The 17,532-nt window shown below is 72.0% G+C and carries 13 protein-coding genes; 8 read left to right on the top strand and 5 right to left on the bottom strand.

The window, feature by feature from the left end; genetic code table 11:
• Positions 1 to 28 precede the first annotated feature (28 nt).
• Entirely contained in the window at positions 29 to 1,378 is a 1,350-nt protein-coding gene (locus tag I0C86_RS05190; protein ID WP_196200037.1) for a class I SAM-dependent RNA methyltransferase, read from the top strand.
• Positions 1,379 to 1,423: 45 nt separating this feature from the next.
• On the opposite strand, the gene I0C86_RS05185 is transcribed toward I0C86_RS05190, so the two are convergent.
• Both I0C86_RS05185 and I0C86_RS05180 read right to left on the bottom strand, forming a co-directional pair.
• On the bottom strand, positions 1,424 to 2,203 hold the full coding sequence (locus tag I0C86_RS05185) for an RNA ligase family protein (protein WP_323373469.1): 780 nt from the start codon (positions 2,201 to 2,203) through the stop codon (positions 1,424 to 1,426).
• A 157-nt stretch (positions 2,204 to 2,360) separates the two neighbouring features.
• Entirely contained in the window at positions 2,361 to 2,555 is a 195-nt protein-coding gene (locus I0C86_RS05180) for a hypothetical protein (RefSeq protein ID WP_196200036.1), read from the bottom strand.
• 510 nt (positions 2,556 to 3,065) lie between these two features.
• On the opposite strand from I0C86_RS05180, the gene dxs reads away from it, so the two are divergent.
• The gene (dxs, locus tag I0C86_RS05175) at positions 3,066 to 5,066 is read left to right on the top strand and encodes a 1-deoxy-D-xylulose-5-phosphate synthase (protein ID WP_196200035.1); all 2,001 of its coding nucleotides are present in this window, start codon (positions 3,066 to 3,068) and stop codon (positions 5,064 to 5,066) included.
• Positions 5,067 to 5,201: 135 nt separating this feature from the next.
• On the opposite strand, the gene I0C86_RS05170 is transcribed toward dxs, so the two are convergent.
• Positions 5,202 to 6,392, bottom strand: a complete 1,191-nt coding sequence (locus tag I0C86_RS05170) for a hypothetical protein (protein ID WP_196200034.1) — start codon at positions 6,390 to 6,392, stop codon at positions 5,202 to 5,204.
• Between the two features lie 398 nt (positions 6,393 to 6,790).
• Between I0C86_RS05170 and I0C86_RS05165 the strand changes: the two genes are divergently transcribed.
• On the top strand, positions 6,791 to 8,590 hold the full coding sequence (locus tag I0C86_RS05165; RefSeq protein ID WP_407676266.1) for a hypothetical protein: 1,800 nt from the start codon (positions 6,791 to 6,793) through the stop codon (positions 8,588 to 8,590).
• Positions 8,587 to 10,569, top strand: coding sequence for a hypothetical protein (locus I0C86_RS05160; protein ID WP_230393579.1), 1,983 nt, complete (start codon positions 8,587 to 8,589; stop codon positions 10,567 to 10,569). The genes I0C86_RS05165 and I0C86_RS05160 overlap by 4 nt, the downstream gene beginning before the upstream one ends.
• Before the next feature lie 48 nt (positions 10,570 to 10,617).
• On the opposite strand, the gene I0C86_RS05155 is transcribed toward I0C86_RS05160, so the two are convergent.
• Positions 10,618 to 12,417 (bottom strand): hypothetical protein, encoded by a 1,800-nt coding sequence (locus I0C86_RS05155; protein ID WP_323373471.1) that lies wholly within the window; start codon positions 12,415 to 12,417, stop codon positions 10,618 to 10,620.
• Positions 12,418 to 12,544: 127 nt separating this feature from the next.
• Here I0C86_RS05155 and I0C86_RS05150 point away from each other — a divergent pair, with 127 nt between their 5' ends.
• From I0C86_RS05150 to I0C86_RS05140, 3 genes are all read left to right on the top strand, one after another.
• A complete protein-coding gene (locus I0C86_RS05150; protein WP_196200031.1) occupies positions 12,545 to 13,912 on the top strand; it encodes an outer membrane protein assembly factor BamB family protein in 1,368 nt (455 codons plus the stop codon).
• A 103-nt stretch (positions 13,913 to 14,015) separates the two neighbouring features.
• The gene (locus tag I0C86_RS05145) at positions 14,016 to 14,702 is read left to right on the top strand and encodes a response regulator transcription factor (RefSeq protein WP_196200045.1); all 687 of its coding nucleotides are present in this window, start codon (positions 14,016 to 14,018) and stop codon (positions 14,700 to 14,702) included.
• A gap of 22 nt (positions 14,703 to 14,724) precedes the next feature.
• The gene (locus tag I0C86_RS05140; RefSeq protein WP_196200030.1) at positions 14,725 to 15,924 is read left to right on the top strand and encodes a sensor histidine kinase; all 1,200 of its coding nucleotides are present in this window, start codon (positions 14,725 to 14,727) and stop codon (positions 15,922 to 15,924) included.
• A gap of 53 nt (positions 15,925 to 15,977) precedes the next feature.
• Here I0C86_RS05140 and I0C86_RS42930 read toward each other — a convergent pair whose 3' ends face one another.
• On the bottom strand, positions 15,978 to 16,910 hold the full coding sequence (locus I0C86_RS42930; protein ID WP_323373468.1) for a DUF2637 domain-containing protein: 933 nt from the start codon (positions 16,908 to 16,910) through the stop codon (positions 15,978 to 15,980).
• Positions 16,911 to 17,128: 218 nt separating this feature from the next.
• Between I0C86_RS42930 and I0C86_RS05130 the strand changes: the two genes are divergently transcribed.
• A complete protein-coding gene (locus I0C86_RS05130; protein WP_196200029.1) occupies positions 17,129 to 17,509 on the top strand; it encodes a VOC family protein in 381 nt (126 codons plus the stop codon).
• Positions 17,510 to 17,532: the final 23 nt, after the last annotated feature.

The following is a 17,532-nucleotide window of genomic DNA, read 5'->3' as shown; positions in this document are numbered from 1 at the left end:
CCCCCGGCGCCGACACCGCCGGCCCCCGATGAGTCCCGGCGAGGCGGAACGGGCCGAGCGGGCCACGACGGGGCCGGGCGAGGCGGAACGGGTCGAGGTGACCGTCGGTCCGGTGGCGCACGGTGGGCACTGTGTGGCCCGGCTCGACGGCCAGGTGGTCTTCGTCCGGCACGCGCTGCCCGGCGAACGGGTTCTCGTCGAGATCACCGAGGTACGCCGGGACTACCTGCGGGCGGACGCGGTGGACATACTCGAACCGGCGCCGGACCGGGTCGAACCGCCCTGCCCGTACGCCGGGCCGGACCGGTGCGGCGGATGTGACCTCCAGCACGTGGCGCCCGCGGCACAGCGGAACTGGAAGGCGGAGGTCGTACGCGAGCAGTTACGTCGGCTGGCCCGACTGGAACCGGCGGAGATCGCCGAACTGGACGTCCGGGTCGACGCGCTGCCCGGCGGATCGCTGGGCTGGCGTTCCCGGGTGCGCTACGCGGTCGACGCGGCGGGCCGGGCCGGGCTGCTCAAGCACCGCTCACACGAGGTCGTACCGATCGACCGCTGCCTGATCGCCCATCCCGCGATCCAGCGTCAGCCGGTGCTTCCGGCCAGCGGTCGGAGCTGGCCGGACGCCGACGTGGTGGAGGTGACCGCCTCCTCCGGCGGCGACGTGACCGTGCGCGGACGCCGGACGACGGGGCTGGGTCTCGGCGGCGAGCTGGGCGACGCCGCCATTCCTGAGGACGGCGCCACACCTGAGGACGGCGTCACCCCGGCGGACGGTGCCGCCGAGGCGGCGGGAACGGTCCGGGAACTGGCCGTCGACCGGGTGTGGGAGCTGCCACCGGAGGCGTTCTGGCAGGTGCACCCGGCCGCCGCGGACACCCTGGCGGCGGCCGTACTCGAACTGCTGGACCCGCGCGACGGTGAGTCCGCCTGGGATCTCTACGGCGGTGCCGGCCTGTTCGCCGCCGCGCTGGCCGGTCGGGTCGGCCCGACCGGCCGGATCACCCTGGTGGAATCGGCCGCGGCGGCGGTCCAGGCCGCCCGGCAGAACCTGCGCGACCTGCCCCAGATCGAGGTGGTCCGGGCATCGGTCGCCCCGGCGCTGTCCCGCCGCCGCGTCATCGGTCCGGTGGACCTGGTGGTGCTGGACCCGCCCCGGACCGGCGCCGGCGCGGCGGTGGTCCGGGCCGTCGCCGCCGCGGCCACCCGCGCCGTCGCCTACGTCGCCTGCGACCCGGCCGCCTTCGCCCGGGACGTACGGACGTTCCGGGAGGCGGGCTGGCGGCTCGCCGCCCTGCGCGGATACGACCTCTTCCCGATGACCCAGCACGTGGAACTCGTGTCGTTGCTGGTCCCGGCGGACCCGACCGCCGGCTGAGCGGTCCGGGCCTGCCGGCCGTCAGCGGTCCGGGCCTGCCGGCCGTCAGCGGGCGCCGCGTCGCTTCAGCGTCCGCTCGTAGTCCTGGAACCGGGCCTTCGCGATCGCCGACCGGGTCTCCGACCGCAGCACGATGCCCTCGGCCCGACCCGGCGTACCGTCCAACGCCACCGTCGTGCGGGGCAGGTGGTCGCCGAGGAACCGGAACATCTTGTCGAGGTCGGTCGGCAGTTCCGTGGCCTCGATCGCGTCCAGCCGTGGCACGGTCTCCAGCCCCACGGCGGCGGCGGTGTCGAGCAGGTCGCGTTCGGCGAGGAAGCGCTGCCCCGCCGCCTCCCGCCAGGCCGAGATCCGCTCGGCCGGCCAGGTCAGCAGTTCGGCGTGGTTGTCGAGGACGGCGACGTCGAACAGCCGGGCACCGACCGTCCGGGCGCTGGTGTAGTGCTTCGACCCGGCGGTGACCTTTCCGCCGTAGACCTCGAGGTAGTGGACCACGATCCTGCCCGGTCCGGCCGGCCGCAGCCGGTCGGCGATCGGGCGCAGCACCTCGACGATGCCGAGGGCCGGGTTGCCGATGAGGTCGCCGCGGGCGTACAGCAGTTCTTCCCGGCTGCCGATCAGATAACTGCCGTCGGGCAGCGAGACGATCCGGCCGTTCGTCCCGTCGATCTTCTCGGTCAGGAACACCTGGCCGGTGAACGGGACGGTCGCGTCGAGCAGTCCGCCGTTGCGCGGGTCGAGCGCGTGGTAGGTCGGGATCGACGGGTACTTCGTCATCGAGTTGATGATCGAGAGGTTCGCCGTACGGACGTCGAAGTCGGACACGCTGTCTCCCCGTGATCTGCCGCTCCGGCGCGGTGCGGCGGCTCAGGCCACTTTCGGGGATCGAGATCGAACGGGCAACGCAGATACCACCGTGCCGGACGCCGCAGCCCCGGCACGGCGAGGACCTGCCGGAGTCCTCGCCGTGCCGCGACCGCGATCAGGAGGTGACGTGTAGGGCGGCTCGGCGGCCGGGAGGAACAGCCTCCGAATCGCGGCGCTCGGCTCGGGCGGCGGCCCGGTCGCGGAACCGGATCCAGGCGACGATGGGAAGAATCAACGGGAGCAGCGGCAACGCGAGCAGGAACACGATGCCTACCGCGAGTACCTGACCGGCGGCGTAGCGGCCGGACATCGGGTTGCTAGGGACGCGGCCGGAAAACCGGCTCGGACGAGGGCCAGCAGGCGACATGTCGAGACCTTAGGGGAGGATGGGGTTACCGGCCATGCTACGGCCCTTCGGGGTATCTGCCCGATTTTTCGTTCGTTTGGCCGACTCCCTCCCCACCACTCGCCGTGGGCGGTCGTCGACTGTCCGCTACGGTGCGCCGTCCGGTCAACGGGACTCTGCCGATCGCCGTCGGGGCGGCGCCGGGTGGCGAAGCGGTTCGTCAGCCGGAACGGTCGGCGTCGGCTACCCTGGCCGCCGACACGTCGCATTCGCCGTGCAAAGGTCGGGCCCAGCACCGATCTTCACCGGATCCACCACCGATCTTCACCGGATCCGACCACGTGCTTCGGCGGCCAGGCTGCGGGCCGCACCCGCCCCGATAGACTCTGCGGCTATGAGCCTGTGTAGGGAGCGAATCAGCCAGCCCAGTGCCGCGCGGCCCGATACCCCTGCCGAGCGCGGAGAGGTGCTGGCATGACCGAGCGCACCGACGAGACGACCTCCGCCGGCCGGCTGCTGGGCGCGGTTCGTGGACCGCAGGACGTCAAACGGATGTCCGCCGACGAACTCGCCCTGCTCGCCGCCGAGATCCGTGACTTCCTTGTCGCCAAGGTGTCCCGGACCGGCGGGCACCTCGGCCCGAACCTCGGGGTCGTCGAGCTGACCCTCGCCATGCACCGGGTCTTCGACTCGCCCCGGGACCGCTTTCTGTTCGACACCGGCCACCAGGCCTACGTGCACAAGATGGTCACCGGCCGGCAGGAGGGCTTCGACCGGCTGAAGCAGCGGGGCGGCCTGTCGGGCTATCCGAGCCAGGCCGAGAGCGAGCACGACCTGATCGAGAACTCGCACGCCTCGACCGCGCTCTCCTATGCGGACGGGCTGGCGAAGGCGTACGCGCTGCGCGGCGAGTCGCGCAACGTGGTCGCGGTGGTCGGTGACGGGGCGCTCACCGGGGGCATGTGCTGGGAGGCGCTGAACAACATCGCCACCGCCCGCAATCCGCTGGTCATCGTCGTCAACGACAACGGCCGGTCGTACGCGCCGACCATCGGCGGACTCGCCGACCACCTCTCGACACTGCGCCTCAACCCGGGCTACGAGAAGGTGCTCGACGCCGTCAAGGAGGCGCTCGGCTCCACCCCGCTGGTCGGCAGGCCGATGTACGAGGTCCTGCACGCGGTCAAGAAGGGCATCAAGGACGCGGTGGCCCCGCAGGCCATGTTCGAGGACCTGGGCATCAAGTACCTCGGCCCGGTCGACGGACACGACGTGGCCGCGATGGAATCGGCACTGCGCCGGGCCAAGGGCTTCGGCGGCCCGGTGATAGTGCACGCGGTGACCCGCAAGGGTCTGGGCTACCGCCCGGCGGAGGAGGACGACGCCGACTGCCTGCACAGCCCGGGCGCGTTCGACGTGGAGACCGGCAAGATGCTCGCCGCCTCCTCGCTGAAGTGGACGCAGGTCTTCGCCGACGAACTGGTCGCGGTCGCCGACGAACGGCCCGACGTGGTCGGCATCACCGCCGCGATGGCCGAGCCGACCGGGATCGCCGCGCTGGCCCGCAAGTATCCGGAACGTGTCTACGACGTCGGCATCGCCGAACAGCACGCGGCCACCTCGGCCGCCGGCCTCGCCCTCGGTGGCCTGCATCCGGTGGTGGCCATCTACGCGACCTTCCTCAACCGCGCGTTCGACCAGGTGCTGCTCGACGTGGCGATGCACAAGCTGCCGGTGACGTTCGTGCTGGACCGGGCCGGCATCACCGGTCCGGACGGCCCGAGCCACTACGGCATCTGGGACATGTCCGTGTTCGGGGTGGTCCCCGGACTGCGGATCGCCGCACCCCGGGACGCCGCGACACTGCGGGCGGAGTTGCGCGAGGCAGTCGCGGTCGAGGACGGGCCGACCGTGGTGCGGTTCCCGACCGGAGCGGTCGCGGCCGACCTGCCGGCGATCCGACGGGTCACTGCCGCCGGCTCGCTGTCGGGTGGCGTGGACGTGCTGGCCGAATCCGCCCGTACCGACGTGCTGCTGGTCGCGGTGGGGGCGTTCGGGCACCTCGGCATGGAGGTGGCCGCCCGGGTCGCCGAGCAGGGTTACGGCGTCACCGTCGTCGACCCGCGCTGGGTCCGGCCGATCCCACCGGAGCTGGTCACCCTGGCCAGCGCGCACCGGCTGGTGGTCTCGGTGGAGGACGGCGTGCGGGCCGGCGGCGTCGGCGACGCACTGGCCAAGGCGATGCGGGACGCCGACGTGCGGGTGCCGATGCGCGATCTGGGCGTACCGCCGGTCTGGCAGCCGCACGGCACCCGGGCGCAGATCCTGGCCGACCTGGGGCTGACGGCGCAGGACGTGGCCCGGGACATCACCGGCTGGGTCTCCCAGCTCGACGACGAGTCCATCGCGTCGGTCCGGGTGACCGCCGCCAACGGCGGCGACCGGGCGGCGAAGGGTCGCAACGGGCGCCGCTGATCCCGGCTACCGAACGAGGGGCCCGGTCGACCTGACCGGGCCCCTCGTCGCATGACCGGGCGGTTCGGGTGCGCGCGACCGGGCGCCGGTCAGCCGCGACCGGACGAGCCGCTCAGTTGCCGCCGGACGAGCCGGTCAGTTGCCGCCGAACGAGCGGTCGACGGTCTTCTCGGGGCTGACCATGAGGCTGTACGTCTGCCTGCTGGTCGGCTTGTCCAGCACGATCAGCCCCGGGCGGTCGACCCGGCGGGGCGTACCGGGCGGCAGCGTGAGACTGACGTCCGGGCTGTCCTCCCAGCTCAGTACGACGACGGGGCTGGGCAGCGGCAGGACGTACCCCTGGAGCGGTTCGACCCGGTCCGCGGCCGACACCACCGGCGGACCGGCGGTGGGCCGCACCATCACGGCGGTCATCATCCCGTCGGCGGTGCGCCAGCTGAGCTGCTCGAGCTTGCTCGGCCGTCCGGTGTCGTCGAGCGCGACCTCGGCCAGCGTCTTCGTCTTGACCTGGTCGATCGGCCACGACGCCGGCACCGATCCGGGGTGGGCCCGGCCGTGCACGCGGTGCGGGATGCTGCCGAACGCCCCGGTCTTCTCGCCGAGTGCGCAGGTGTCGAGCCCGCGCAGCGCCGCCGCCGCCGATCCGGTGTCGTCGGTGATCAGCGGATAGCGCGGCCCCACCGCACCGGTGCCGAGATCGACGAGCCGGTCGGCGGACTTGCCGTTCGGCAGCGACTCGCTGGGGCGCAACCGGGCGGTGACGGTCGCGGCGGCGCAGGCCGGCAGGGCGACCGGGCCGGTGAGGCCGTCCGTGATGGCCAGCGTCTGGCGGTCCGGTCCGAGGAGGCGGTCCACCCGGGCCGAGACGAGATAGCGCCGACCGGTGGAAAGCTGCACCGGCAGTACGTCGGAATAGACCAGGTAGCCCGGATCGGTGTACTCGACCGCCCGCTCGACGTGGAAGTCCGGACCGTTCCCGGCCAGTTGCAGCAGCCAGGACGCCGATTCACCAGGTACGTCGGCGGCGACGAGTGCCAGCCGGCCGCCGTCCACCTCGCCGAGCCAGAGGATCCCCGACGACGGGAGGTAGACCCGGTCCTCGACCGGTGAGCGCCACTCGTCCACGGCCTTCGCCACGGCGGTGGTCGCTTGTGGATCCCCGGCCAGCGAGCCTCGGGACGGCCACACCGCGAGGGTGCCGTCCAGTGTGTCGTAGCCGACCCGCAGCGCGACCGCCGGTTCCTTCGGTATGGTGCCGCAGCCACCCGCGAGGAGAGCCAGCACCAACGCCGCGCCGGTGATCCCGGTACGAGGGACTGAACCCACCTCTGCGCCCCCGATCCACCTCAGCTGTCTACAGAAGCCACATCCTACGAGATCTCGGACGCCGGCCGGGCGTCACCCGGCAAAGCCAGCCGATCGGGTACGCCCCGGCGCGGGGGCGCCGCCGGACGCTGCTCGCCCTGCGGTAACCGGCGCCCCAGGCATCCGGGACCAATCGGGTGCTCCTGTAGACTCCGCCGACTGTGACGCTTGCCGAGCCACGTCTCGAAACCACACCGGACCCGGAGGGCCCCGAGTCCGGAGGCCGCACGGCGACCGGAACCGAGAGGGGCGCGGCGCAGCCGGCAGGTTCGGACGCCGGCCCCGGAACGGGGTCGGCCGCCACGCCCGGTACGGGCCCGGCCGCCGACTCCGAGGCGGCTTCGCGATCCGGTGCCGCGATCGAGGATCCGGGTACGCCGGACCGGAACAGCGGAGCCCCGACGGCCCGCCCGGCACGCTGGCCGACCTGGCGCCGCGATCTCGCGGTGTACGCGTTCTTCCTGGTCGCCGCCTTCTGGGTGACCAGCCAGATCTGGCTCGACCCGGCCGGTCGGGTGGCGTCGCTCTACAGCAGCGATCCGGCCCAGGTGCAGTACTTCCTCGCCCACTCGGTCCGGGTGGTGCTGCACGGCGAATTCCCGTTCTTCACCGACCGGTTGAACTATCCTGACGGTGTCAACCTGATGGCCAACACGGCGATCCTGGGGCTGGGCATCCCCATGGTGCCGCTGACGTTGCTGTTCGGGCCGGCGGTCTCGTTCGTGACCCTGGTGACGCTCGGGCTGGCCGGCACCGCCTCCGCCTGGTACTACGTGATCTCCCGCCATCTGGTCAAGGCACCGGTCGCGGCCATCGTCGGCGGCTGGTTCTGTGGCTTCTCCCCGGCGCTGCTGTCGCACGCCAACTGGCATCCGAACATCATCTCGCAGTTCCTCCTGCCGTTCATCGTCTGGCGGGTCATGGTGCTGACCCGGTCCACCCGGGTGATCCGGGACGGTGTGATCCTCGCGCTGCTGGTCAGCTACCAGGCGTTCATCAACGAGGAGATCCTGCTCTTCACCGCGATGGCCTGTGGGATCTTCCTGTTCGCCGTCGTGGTGCAGCAGCCGGGTCGGTGGCGCGCGGCGTGGCGACCGCTCGCCGGCGGCCTGGCGGTCTGCGCGGTACTCGCCGGAGCGCTGCTCGCGTACCCGCTTCTCGTGCAGTTCGCCGGCCGGCAGGCGTACCACGGGCTGAGCGACGCGGTCCGGGACTACGGCAACGACCTCGCGGCGTTCTTCGTGCCCGGCTCCACCACGCTGGGCGGGAACCAGCGGGCCAACCTCGACCTGGCGCCGAACTACTCGGAGGAGAACGCGTTCTTCGGCTGGAGCCTCGCACTGCTGACCGTGGCGATCGTGGTCTGGCTCCGGCGTGAAGTGATCATCCGGGCCCTCGCGGTCACCGGCCTGCTCTTCGCGGTGCTCTCCCTCGGCGAGCGGATCTCCTGGTGGAACCGGGGTGCGTTCTGGGGGCCGTGGGACGTCCTGGTCAAGGCGCCGCTGCTGGACGCGGTGGTGCCGACCCGGTTCGGCCTGATCACCACCGTCGTGATCGGACTTCTTCTCGCCCTGGCGACCGACCGGGCCTGGGCGCTGGAGATCGCCGAGCGACGGACGCTGCGTACGGTGGTGGCGGCCGCGCTGGCCATCGCGCTGGTGCCGATCCTGCCGCTGCCGCTGCGGGAGATCGGCCGGCCACCCGTGCCGACCTTCATCACGTCCGGTCAGTGGCGGCCCTTCGTCGGCCCCGAGCAGACGCTGGTACCGGTGCCGATCCCCGCGATGGGACACACCAACGGAATGCGCTGGGCCGCGTCCACCAACCTGGACTTCAAGATCCCCGGGGGCTACTTCCTCGCGCCCCGCAACGGGAACACCGGCGACCCGGGACGGTTCGGTGGCCGCCCGAGCGGACTCAGCGCGGTACTCGACGACGTGGCCAAGACCGGCCGCCCGGCGACCCTGACGGACCGGCAGCGTCGGCGCGCCATGGACGAACTGCGCCACTGGCGGGCCGCGATCCTGGTACTGCCGGTACGGCAGGACAACGTCGAGGCGTTGCACCGCACCGTCGACCAGATCGCCGGCCCCGCCCAACGCCGGGCGGACGTGTGGGTCTGGGACGTCCGCCCGCTGACCGACCGTACCGCGGGGTGAGCGGGCCGGGTCGTTCCGCCGAGACCGCCACCGGCGTCGCGGTCCCGACGGAGGTGCCCGGGTCGCCGCCGGTGACCGGCCGGTGGCGGATCCGGCCGGACGGCTGGCCGGCCCGCACCGGCTGGTTCCAGGCGCTACGGTCCCGTACCGGCTGGTTCCGAGCCGTACGCTCCGGGGCCGGGCGACGTCGCGGGCCGCTCGTCGACGGAGCCGTTATCGCCGTCTACGTCGCCGTGGCGGGCTACGTCACCTCCGGGCTCTGGCTGCACCGGGACCGGATGACGTACGCGGACAACGACATGATGCTCTTCGAGTGGATGCTCGCCCGGGCCGCCCGGGCGGTGACCCAGCTGGAGAACCCGCTCCACAGCACCGCGTTGAACGCGCCCGACGGGGTCAACCTGATGGCGAACACGTCGGTGCTGGGCCTCGGCGTGCCGCTGACCCCGGTGACCCTGCTGTTCGGTTCGCAGACCAGCTACCTGCTCGCGGTGGTGCTGTCCCTGGCCGGTACGGCCGCCGCCTGGTACCTGTTCCTGTCCCGCCGGATCGTCGCGTCCCGGTTCGGGGCGGCGGTCGCCGGGCTCTTCTGCGGGTTCGCGCCCGGAATGATCTCCCAGGCCACCGGCCACCTGCACATGATCTCGCAGTTCCTGGTTCCGGCGATTCTCTGGGTGGTCTTCGACCCGCGCACGGATCGGGTGGTGCGCCGGGGTGTGCTGCTCGGACTGCTGGTGACCTACCAGGTCTTCCTCGGCGAGGAGGTGCTGGCCTTCCTGGTCCTCGCCTGCGGGCTGTTCACCGTCGGCTACGCCGTGGCGGCTCCGGCGACGGCGCGACGGCTGGCCCCGGCGTTCCTCGGTCGGCTGGGCGTGGGCGCGGTCACCGCGACGGTGCTGCTGGCGTACCCGCTGTGGTTCCAGTTCTTCGGCCCCGGGCACTACCGGGGACTGCCGTTCGACCCCGCCGCGTACGCCCTGGACCTGGAGTCGTTCACCGCGGTGGCCCGGCAGTCGATCACCGGTTACGACTCGGTGCCCGGCCTGCTCTCCCCGAACGCGACCGAGGAGAACTCCTTCTTCGGCCTGGGGCTGATCGTGCTCTGCGCGGTGATCGCGATCTGGCAGTGGCGGCGGCCCCTGGTCAAGGCCCTGGTGCTCTGTGCCGTGGTCTTCGCCGCGCTGGCGCTGGGCGAGACCGTACGGCTGGGCGGGCAACCGCTCGACCTGCCCGGCCCGTACCGGCTGGTCGAGGGGTTGCCCCTGATCGACCTGGCGGTACCGGCCCGGTTCCCGCTGATCTGCGTCCCGGCCCTGGCGATCCTGCTGGCGATCTCCTTTCACTGGGTCTTCGACCGCGCCGGGGCGGCCAGCCCGACCGGAGACGACCCCGGCGACCCCGGGAAGAACCCCGGGACCGACCGGCCGGCTCCGCTGGGCGGACGGGTGCCGATCCGGCTGCTCTGGACCGGTGCGGTCGTCGCCGTGCTGCTGCCGGTGGCACCGGTGCCGCTGGTCACCAAGCCGGTCTGGCCGGTACCGGAGTTCATCGCCAGCGGCGAGTGGCGGTCGTACGTGCCGCCGGGGCGCACCCTGGTGCCGGTGCCGCCGACGACGGGCAGCGAGGCGACCGCCGGAATGTACTGGTCGGCCCGGACCGGGCTGGCGTTCACCACGCCCGGCGGGTACTTCATCGGCCCCACCGGCCCGGACGACCAGCAGGCCCGCTGGGGTTCGCCGGACCGGCCGACGGCGGTGCTGCTCGGCCGGGTCGCCCGCAGCGGCGAGGTGCCGGTGATCGGCGACACCGAACGCCGGCAGGCGATCGAGGATCTCCGGCACTGGCGGGCGGCGATCGTGGTGCAGGGCGGCCTGCACCGGGGTACACCGGTGAAGGAGACGCTCGACCGGCTGCTCGGCCCGGGCCGGGACATCTCCGGCGCCTGGGTGTGGGACGTCCGCGCCCAGGTCGGCGACTGAGCCGCCGGCAGGGCAGGTCGAGGTCCACCGCGCCCAGGTTCCGGCGTGTCAGCCGACCAGCGGGCGTACGTCCCAGAGCCAGACGTCGTCCACCCGCTGGCCCGGACCGAGCAGCCCGGCCAGCAGGACGTGCAGCGCCGGGGTGGCCGGATGGTCGCCGAGCACCACCACCGACGCCTTCCAGAACCGCAGATCCTCGATCGCCTGGCGCCGGTTCTCCTCGGTGACCGCCGGCGCCGCGCCCCGGTCCATCGTTCCGTAGATCAACATGCTGGTCGGCCGGGACGGGGCGCCGAACACGCCGCTGCCCTCCGCGTTCGGCCCGATGAAATAGCCTGCCGGGATCGGGAACGCCTGTTCGGTCAGGGCGCTCCATCTCAGTGTGGAAAGGCCGTGCACGTTGCTCGGAATGGGCACCGGCACCAGGGTGCGGCCCGGCGGTACGTACGGCCGCCAGGCTCCGGAGGTGATGAAGTGCGGCGGCAGGTCGATGTGCTGGGCCGGCAACGGGCGGGGGAAGATCGGCAGCAGTGCGAGCGCGATGGCCGCGTACGCCAGGATCCGCAGCCGTGGCCCGCCCGGAGCCGTCCGGGTCCGGGCAACCTCGTTCCAGGCCAGCGCGATCAGGATGCCGACGGCCGCGACGGTGACCAGGCTCAGCCGGGTGGGCATCATCATCTCGACCAGCGGAAGGTCCTCCGGCAGCAGGTGCCAGGGACCCTCGATCTCGGTCACCCGGCCGTCGATCCGGACCTGCCGCCCCAGCGAGGCGAGCGCGAATCCGACGGCGAGCAGCGAGGCGATCCGGGCGGTCACCGAGGTCCGCCAGAGCAGCACGGCGACCAGTACGGCGAGCCCGACGAGCGGCCAACCGAGCCAGGTGTTCTGCTCGGTCATCCCGATGGTCCGCTCCACCTCCGGCGAGCCGGCGATGGTGTCCCGGGAGTACGTCACGAAGGCCCGCAGGTCCTCGCCCCAGTTGTGGAAGACCCCGCCCTGCAGTCCGCGGTAGGACTGCGGACCGTTGAACTGGTACCAGATCGGGTAGCCGGCCAGCAGCAGCGCCAGTGCGGCCCCGACGCCGAGCCCGCGGACGAAGTTCCACGCCCGGGCCCGGACCTGCGACCACCGGAACACGGCGTACAGCAGCACGATCGCCGCGCAGGCCAGCGCGGTGAGCAGCAGCATCTCCTCGTTGATGAAGATCTGGTACGCCACCAGCAGGCCCAGGACCACTCCGCCCCGCAGCCAGCGACCCGGCTCGCCGAGCCGGAGCACCCGGACCACGATGAGCGGAAGCAGGAAGTTCGACGCGAAGTTCGGCTGGCCGTTGGCGTGGTGGATGATCCCCGGCGCGAAGCCGAGGAACGCGCCGCCGACGAACGCCGCGCCCCGGGAGGCGACCAGGTGGCGGGAGAGCATCCAGTAGGAGGTCGCGGCCGTGGCGGCGAGCGCACCGCCGAGATAGACCGAGTACGACACCTGCGGGCCGAACAACAGGGTTATCGGGGCCAGTGGCAGGCTGATGCCGAGTACCGACGTGTTGGCCATCATGTTGACCCCGTCCGGCGCGTTCTGCCGGGCCGAGAAGAGCGGGTTCTCCAGGTGTCGGACCGAGTACGCGCCGTGCGCCAGCAGCCACTCGAACCAGCTGTGGTCGGTGGGCAGATGCGACGACACCCGGTGCTGGATGTCGGCCCAGTAGTTGGCGCAGACGAACACGCCGAGCAGCACGTACGCTCCGATGACCAGTACGTCGGCCCGTGCGGGCGCCCGGAGTCCACGCCACCGGCGGGGTCGACCGGTCTCGGCCTGGCCGGCCTCGGCGTCCGAAGAGTTGTCCACCACCGGAACTGCCACGAGGCGCCATCGTACAGGTGGCTTCGCGTCCGATTTGCCGCTACCCGGGGTGGTCCATCCGGAGTGTGCCGGAGCCTGGCGTGCGGACGCCGCCGGACCGTCGGAAGGGAACTGGATGCCCACCATCGAACTGGGTGAACTCGGTGCCGAGCCGCAGCACGACCGGGTGTGGCCCGGCGAACCGCCGTCCCGACCCGGCCGCCGCCGGTCGAGGTTCCTCCGGGTCGGGCTGCCGGCGCTGCTCGCCGCGCTGCTCGCCACCATGGCCGCCGGGAACCCGTTTCCCGGGCCGTGGCGGGAGGTGGACGTCCCGGCGCCGCTCGGCGCGACGGTTCTGCTGGACCGGGACTGGTTGTTCGTCATCGCCGGGTTGGACTCGAACGGGTCGGGCCAGGAACTCACCGGGTACCGGCTGCCCGAGGGCACGTCGCGCTGGCGGACGACCCTGCCGCCCGGCGAGGTGGGTCAGCCGATGCTGCTCGGCGACATGCTGGTGCTCGTGTCGCACGCGGAACAGTCGCCGAGCGGACGAAGCCGGGTGACGGCGGTGGACGCGAGGACCGGGGCGATCTCCTGGGACCGCGAGATGACGGTGGACACCGTCACCGGCGCGGGTGACCTCGTCGTCTGGGCCGGGCCCGAGGGCTGGAAGCCGCCGGACGGGCTCGAGGAGGACCCGGTGCAGTACCGCCCGGCGGGGACCCTGCAGGCGATCGACCCGGCGTCGGGAAGGCCGCGCTGGTCGCTGTCGACGCCGGCCGGCGCCCGACGCACGTACAAGTATTCGCCGTTCGGCCAGGTAGCGGAGATGGCGCTGGTCCTGTCGTCGGGGCGGGTCGAGATGCTTGACCTCGCCACCAGCGCCGTCACCCGGACCGCCCAGCTGCCACCACCGCCCGCCGACCGTCCGGACGTCTACTGGTACGTCGATCTCGTCGGCGACCTCTTCGTCGTGTACGAGGAACGGTCGGCGACCGCGTACGGGCCGACCGGGCTGGACCGCAGATGGTCGATCCCGAGGGACGACAGCCAGGAGTACGGGCCGGTTGAATGCGGCGCCTACCTCTGCACCCACCTGCGGGACAACGGGATGCGGATCTGGGACGCCCGGACCGGCCGGCTCCGGTGGTCGGATCCCCGCTGGATCAACCTGAGGCAGGTCGGCGACGTGTTCATCGCCACCGCCCTGACCGAATCCGATACCCCCGACCTGCAGTACGCGGTCGAGCCCGCCACCGGACGGGTGCTCGCCGAACTGGGCTCCTGGCAGTCGATGGAGATTGAGTCCGAGGATCCCCGGAGAATCGGGATCCGGATCGGCGGCGACCGTCGGGCCTGGGTGACCGAGGTCGACACGAGGACCCTGCGGACCCGGCTGCTGACGGTCCTTTCGGGGATCTCCGCGGACTGCGGGCTCACCGGGGAGACGCTGCACTGCCGACGGACCGACGGCTCGATCGGACTGTGGCAGCTCCAGCGGTAGCCGAGGCCGGACGCGTCGGCGACACCGGCGCAGGCGCGTCCCCGGCCGGTGACTTGTCGGCCACGGATAGGTTGTCCCTGGACGAGCGGCCGGGGAGGTCATGGTGCGGGTACTTGTGGTGGAGGACGAGCGCAACCTCGCCGACGCGATCGTCCGGGGTCTGCGTCGGCAGGGCATGGCCGTCGACGTGGCCTACGACGGATCCGCCGGACACGAGATGGCCTTCGTCACCCGGTACGACGTGGTGGTGCTGGACCGGGACCTGCCCGGCATGCACGGTGACCAGATCTGCGCCGACCTGGTCACCTCGGGTGCGCTCACCCGGGTGCTGATGCTGACCGCGAGCGGCACCGTCGCCGACCGGGTGGAGGGGTTGCAACTCGGTGCCGACGACTACCTGCCGAAACCCTTCGCCTTCGACGAACTGGTGGCCCGGGTGCAGGCCCTCGGCCGCCGCGCCACCCCGGTGACCCCGCCGGTGCTCACCGTGGCCGACCTGGTGGTCGACCCGGCCAAGCGGGTCGCCACCCGGGGCGGGGTGGTGGTGGACCTGGCCCGCAAGGAGTTCGGCGTGCTGGAAGAGTTGATCAAGGCGCGCGGTGCGGTGGTCTCCAGCGAGGAACTCCTCGAACGAGTCTGGGACGCCAACACCGACCCGTTCACCACCACCGTCCGGGTGACCGTGATGACCCTGCGCAAGAAACTCGGCGATCCACCACTGATCGAGACGGTGGTCGGCGCCGGCTACCGGGTGCCCGATCCCTACGTGCCGGGCCAGGTGAGCGCGTGACCGCGTACGGCGAGGAGGAGGCATGACCGTCTATCTGACCGGCCGTCGGCCCCGGTTGCGCCCGACCCTGCGGCTCCGGCTGACCCTGCTCAACGGGGTACTGCTGATCGGCGCCGGCGCGATCCTGCTGCTGCTCGCCTGGTTGCTGGTCGGCGACGCGCTGCGGCCGGCCGATCAGTTGCAGCCCGGCACGATCGTCGAGCTGACCGATGGCCGGACGATCGACGCGAGGCAGTGGCAGGAGCAGGTCGTCCAGGCGCATTCGCGGGAGTTGCTGGCCAAGGGCCTGGTGGCGCTGCTGGCGATCAGCGTGGTCGGTGTCGCCGGGGCGTACGCGGTCGCCGGTCGGGCACTCCGGCCGCTGCACCAGGTCACCTCGACGGCACGGCGGCTCGGCGAGGCCACCCTGGACCAGCGGATCCGCTACTCCGGCGCGGACGACGAGGTAGCCGAGCTGGCGGGGACCTTCGACGCCATGCTGGACCGGATCGGCGGCGCCTTCGAGGCGCAGAAACGCTTCGTCGCCAACGCCTCCCACGAACTACGTACGCCGCTGGCGGTGATGCGCACCGAGATCGACGTGACGATGGCCGACGACGAGGCGGACGTCGCGGAGTACCGCCGGATGGCGACCGTGGTCCGGGACGCTTCCGAACGCGCCAACAACCTGGTCGACGCGCTCCTCGTACTGGCTCGCAGTGAGGCCCAGGCGGGCCGGCGGCTGGCCCGCAAGGCGCCGACCGACCTTGCCACCGGGGCGAGTGCCGCGCTCTCCGCGATGCGGGCCGAGGCGACCCGGCTCAAACTCCAGGTCGACACGAGCCTGGAACCGGCGCCGGTGGTCGGCGACCCGGGTCTGCTCGAGCGGCTGGCCGGCAACCTGGTCGAGAACGCGGTCCGCTACAACCACCTGCACGGCCGGATGTGGGTGCGTACCGGTTCGGATGCCGAGCAGGCCTGGCTGGTCGTCGGCAACACCGGTTTCGAGGTGGAGCAGAGCGACGTACCCGGCTTGTTCGAGGCGTTCCGCCGCGGCGGTCGGGAGCGTACCGGCGCCCGGGGCTCCGGGCTCGGGCTGTCGATCGTCCGGGCGGTCTGCGACGCGCACGGCGGCACCGTCACCGCCGTGGCCCAGAGCGACGGCGGGCTGGAGGTCACCGTGACGCTGCCGGCGGCCGACACCACCCCGGTGGTCGCCGCGTCGGCGGTCGTCGGCCTGTAAGGAAGGGCCCCTTCTTATCGCTTTTTGTAGAAGAAGGGCCCCTTCCTAACACCTCAGGCGACCAGGTCGAGTTCGCGGACCTGACGCCGGATCGTCCGGAGCCGGGCTGTGGTGATACCCAGTTCCTGCGCCACGTCGGCGTCGCTGGCGTCGGGGCGGGCCTCCTGGATCGCCGCGGCCAGCGCCGCCGTCTCGGTTATCGGCCGACGAGGACGGGCCGGGGTGGGGGCGCCCGTCGTACTGCCGGACGACGAGGCCCGCTTTCGTGGCGTACCCGACGTTGCCACCTGGCGGGGTCGGGCGGCGCGATCGGCCGGTACGGTACCGGCCGGTACGGTACTGGCCGCTGCGGGACTGGCCGGTACGGGACCGGCCGGTACGGGACCGGTTGCTACGGGGTCGTTCTGAGGGGAATGCTCCGGAGTGGAGTCGCTCGGTCCGGCCGACCTCGAAATCGACTGGGAGCCCGTTCGGGAAGCGCCCGTCGCGACGGCGGTCGCGACGGCAGGCTCCTCGACCCGTCCGTCCTTCTCCGCCCGGCCGTCCTCCTCCACGGGGCCGGCGGTATCCGCCCGCCGGGCCTTCTCCGCCTGTTCGGTGGAGATCCGGCCGCCCAGCTCGACCAGGCAGATGCTGGCCACCACGATCAGCCCGTCGACCGAGAGCGGCAGCAGGTACGGCGACGCGCCCGTCTCGCCGTACCGGGCGGCGACCCCGACCATGTGCCAGTACGACACCCAGGCGGCGATCCCGGCGATGGTGGCGGTGGCCGCCATCCTGGCGAACGCCAGCGAGCGGCGGTGCACCGGCACCCGGGAGATCAGCTCGACGGTGAGCAGGAGTGCCAGCGGTGGCCAGGCGGCAATGGCCTGGCTGATCGGGTTGTCCCGGGCGTGCAGGACGTTGGCCACCACCGAGGCGGCGACCCCGAGGGTCAGGGTCGCGCGTACGGCCCAGCGGACACGGCGAAGCTGTGGGAGGGGCACCTTTCACTCCTTGCTTGTCGTCGTGCTTCCTCTCGGTCCAGCGGACCAGTCGGCCCGACCGCCGCTCATCCTTACGGTCAGCGGCGACCAGCCGGTGCTATACCGGGATCTCCGGCGTGTCGCTCACAACGGGTTTGTGTTCCGTGTGCTCACCGTGCGACGCTCGGCCGTTGTCGGCCGGGAGAAGAAGACAGCAAATTCTCCACTGTGGAGGAAACGTGAGTTCGACGATCTACAACATCAGCTTCGACTGCGCCGACCCGTACGAGTTGTCCGGTTTCTGGGCCGAGGCGCTCGACCGCTCCCGCCACCCGGAGGACCAGCCCGGCGCCGACGAGACGGTGCTGCTCCCAGCGGACGGCGTCGGTCCGCAGGTCTACTTCCAGCGGGTGCCGGAGGGCAGGTCGGCAAAGAACCGACTGCACATCTGCCTGCAACCGACCGACCGGGCCCGGGACGCGGAGGTCGAACGCCTCCTCGGGTTGGGTGCCACCCACGTCGCCGACCATCGCGAGCCGGACGGCACCGGTTGGGCGGTCCTCGCCGACCCGGAGGGCAACGAGTTCTGCGTCCTGCGCAGCGCCGCCGAACGCAGGTAAGGAAGGGCCCCTTCTTATCGCTT

It is taken from the genome of Plantactinospora alkalitolerans, from assembly GCF_015690345.1.
Lineage (GTDB): Bacteria > Actinomycetota > Actinomycetes > Mycobacteriales > Micromonosporaceae > Plantactinospora > Plantactinospora alkalitolerans.
Note: the sequence above shows the minus strand (reverse complement) of the source record. Positions and strands in the feature narration are given on the sequence as shown.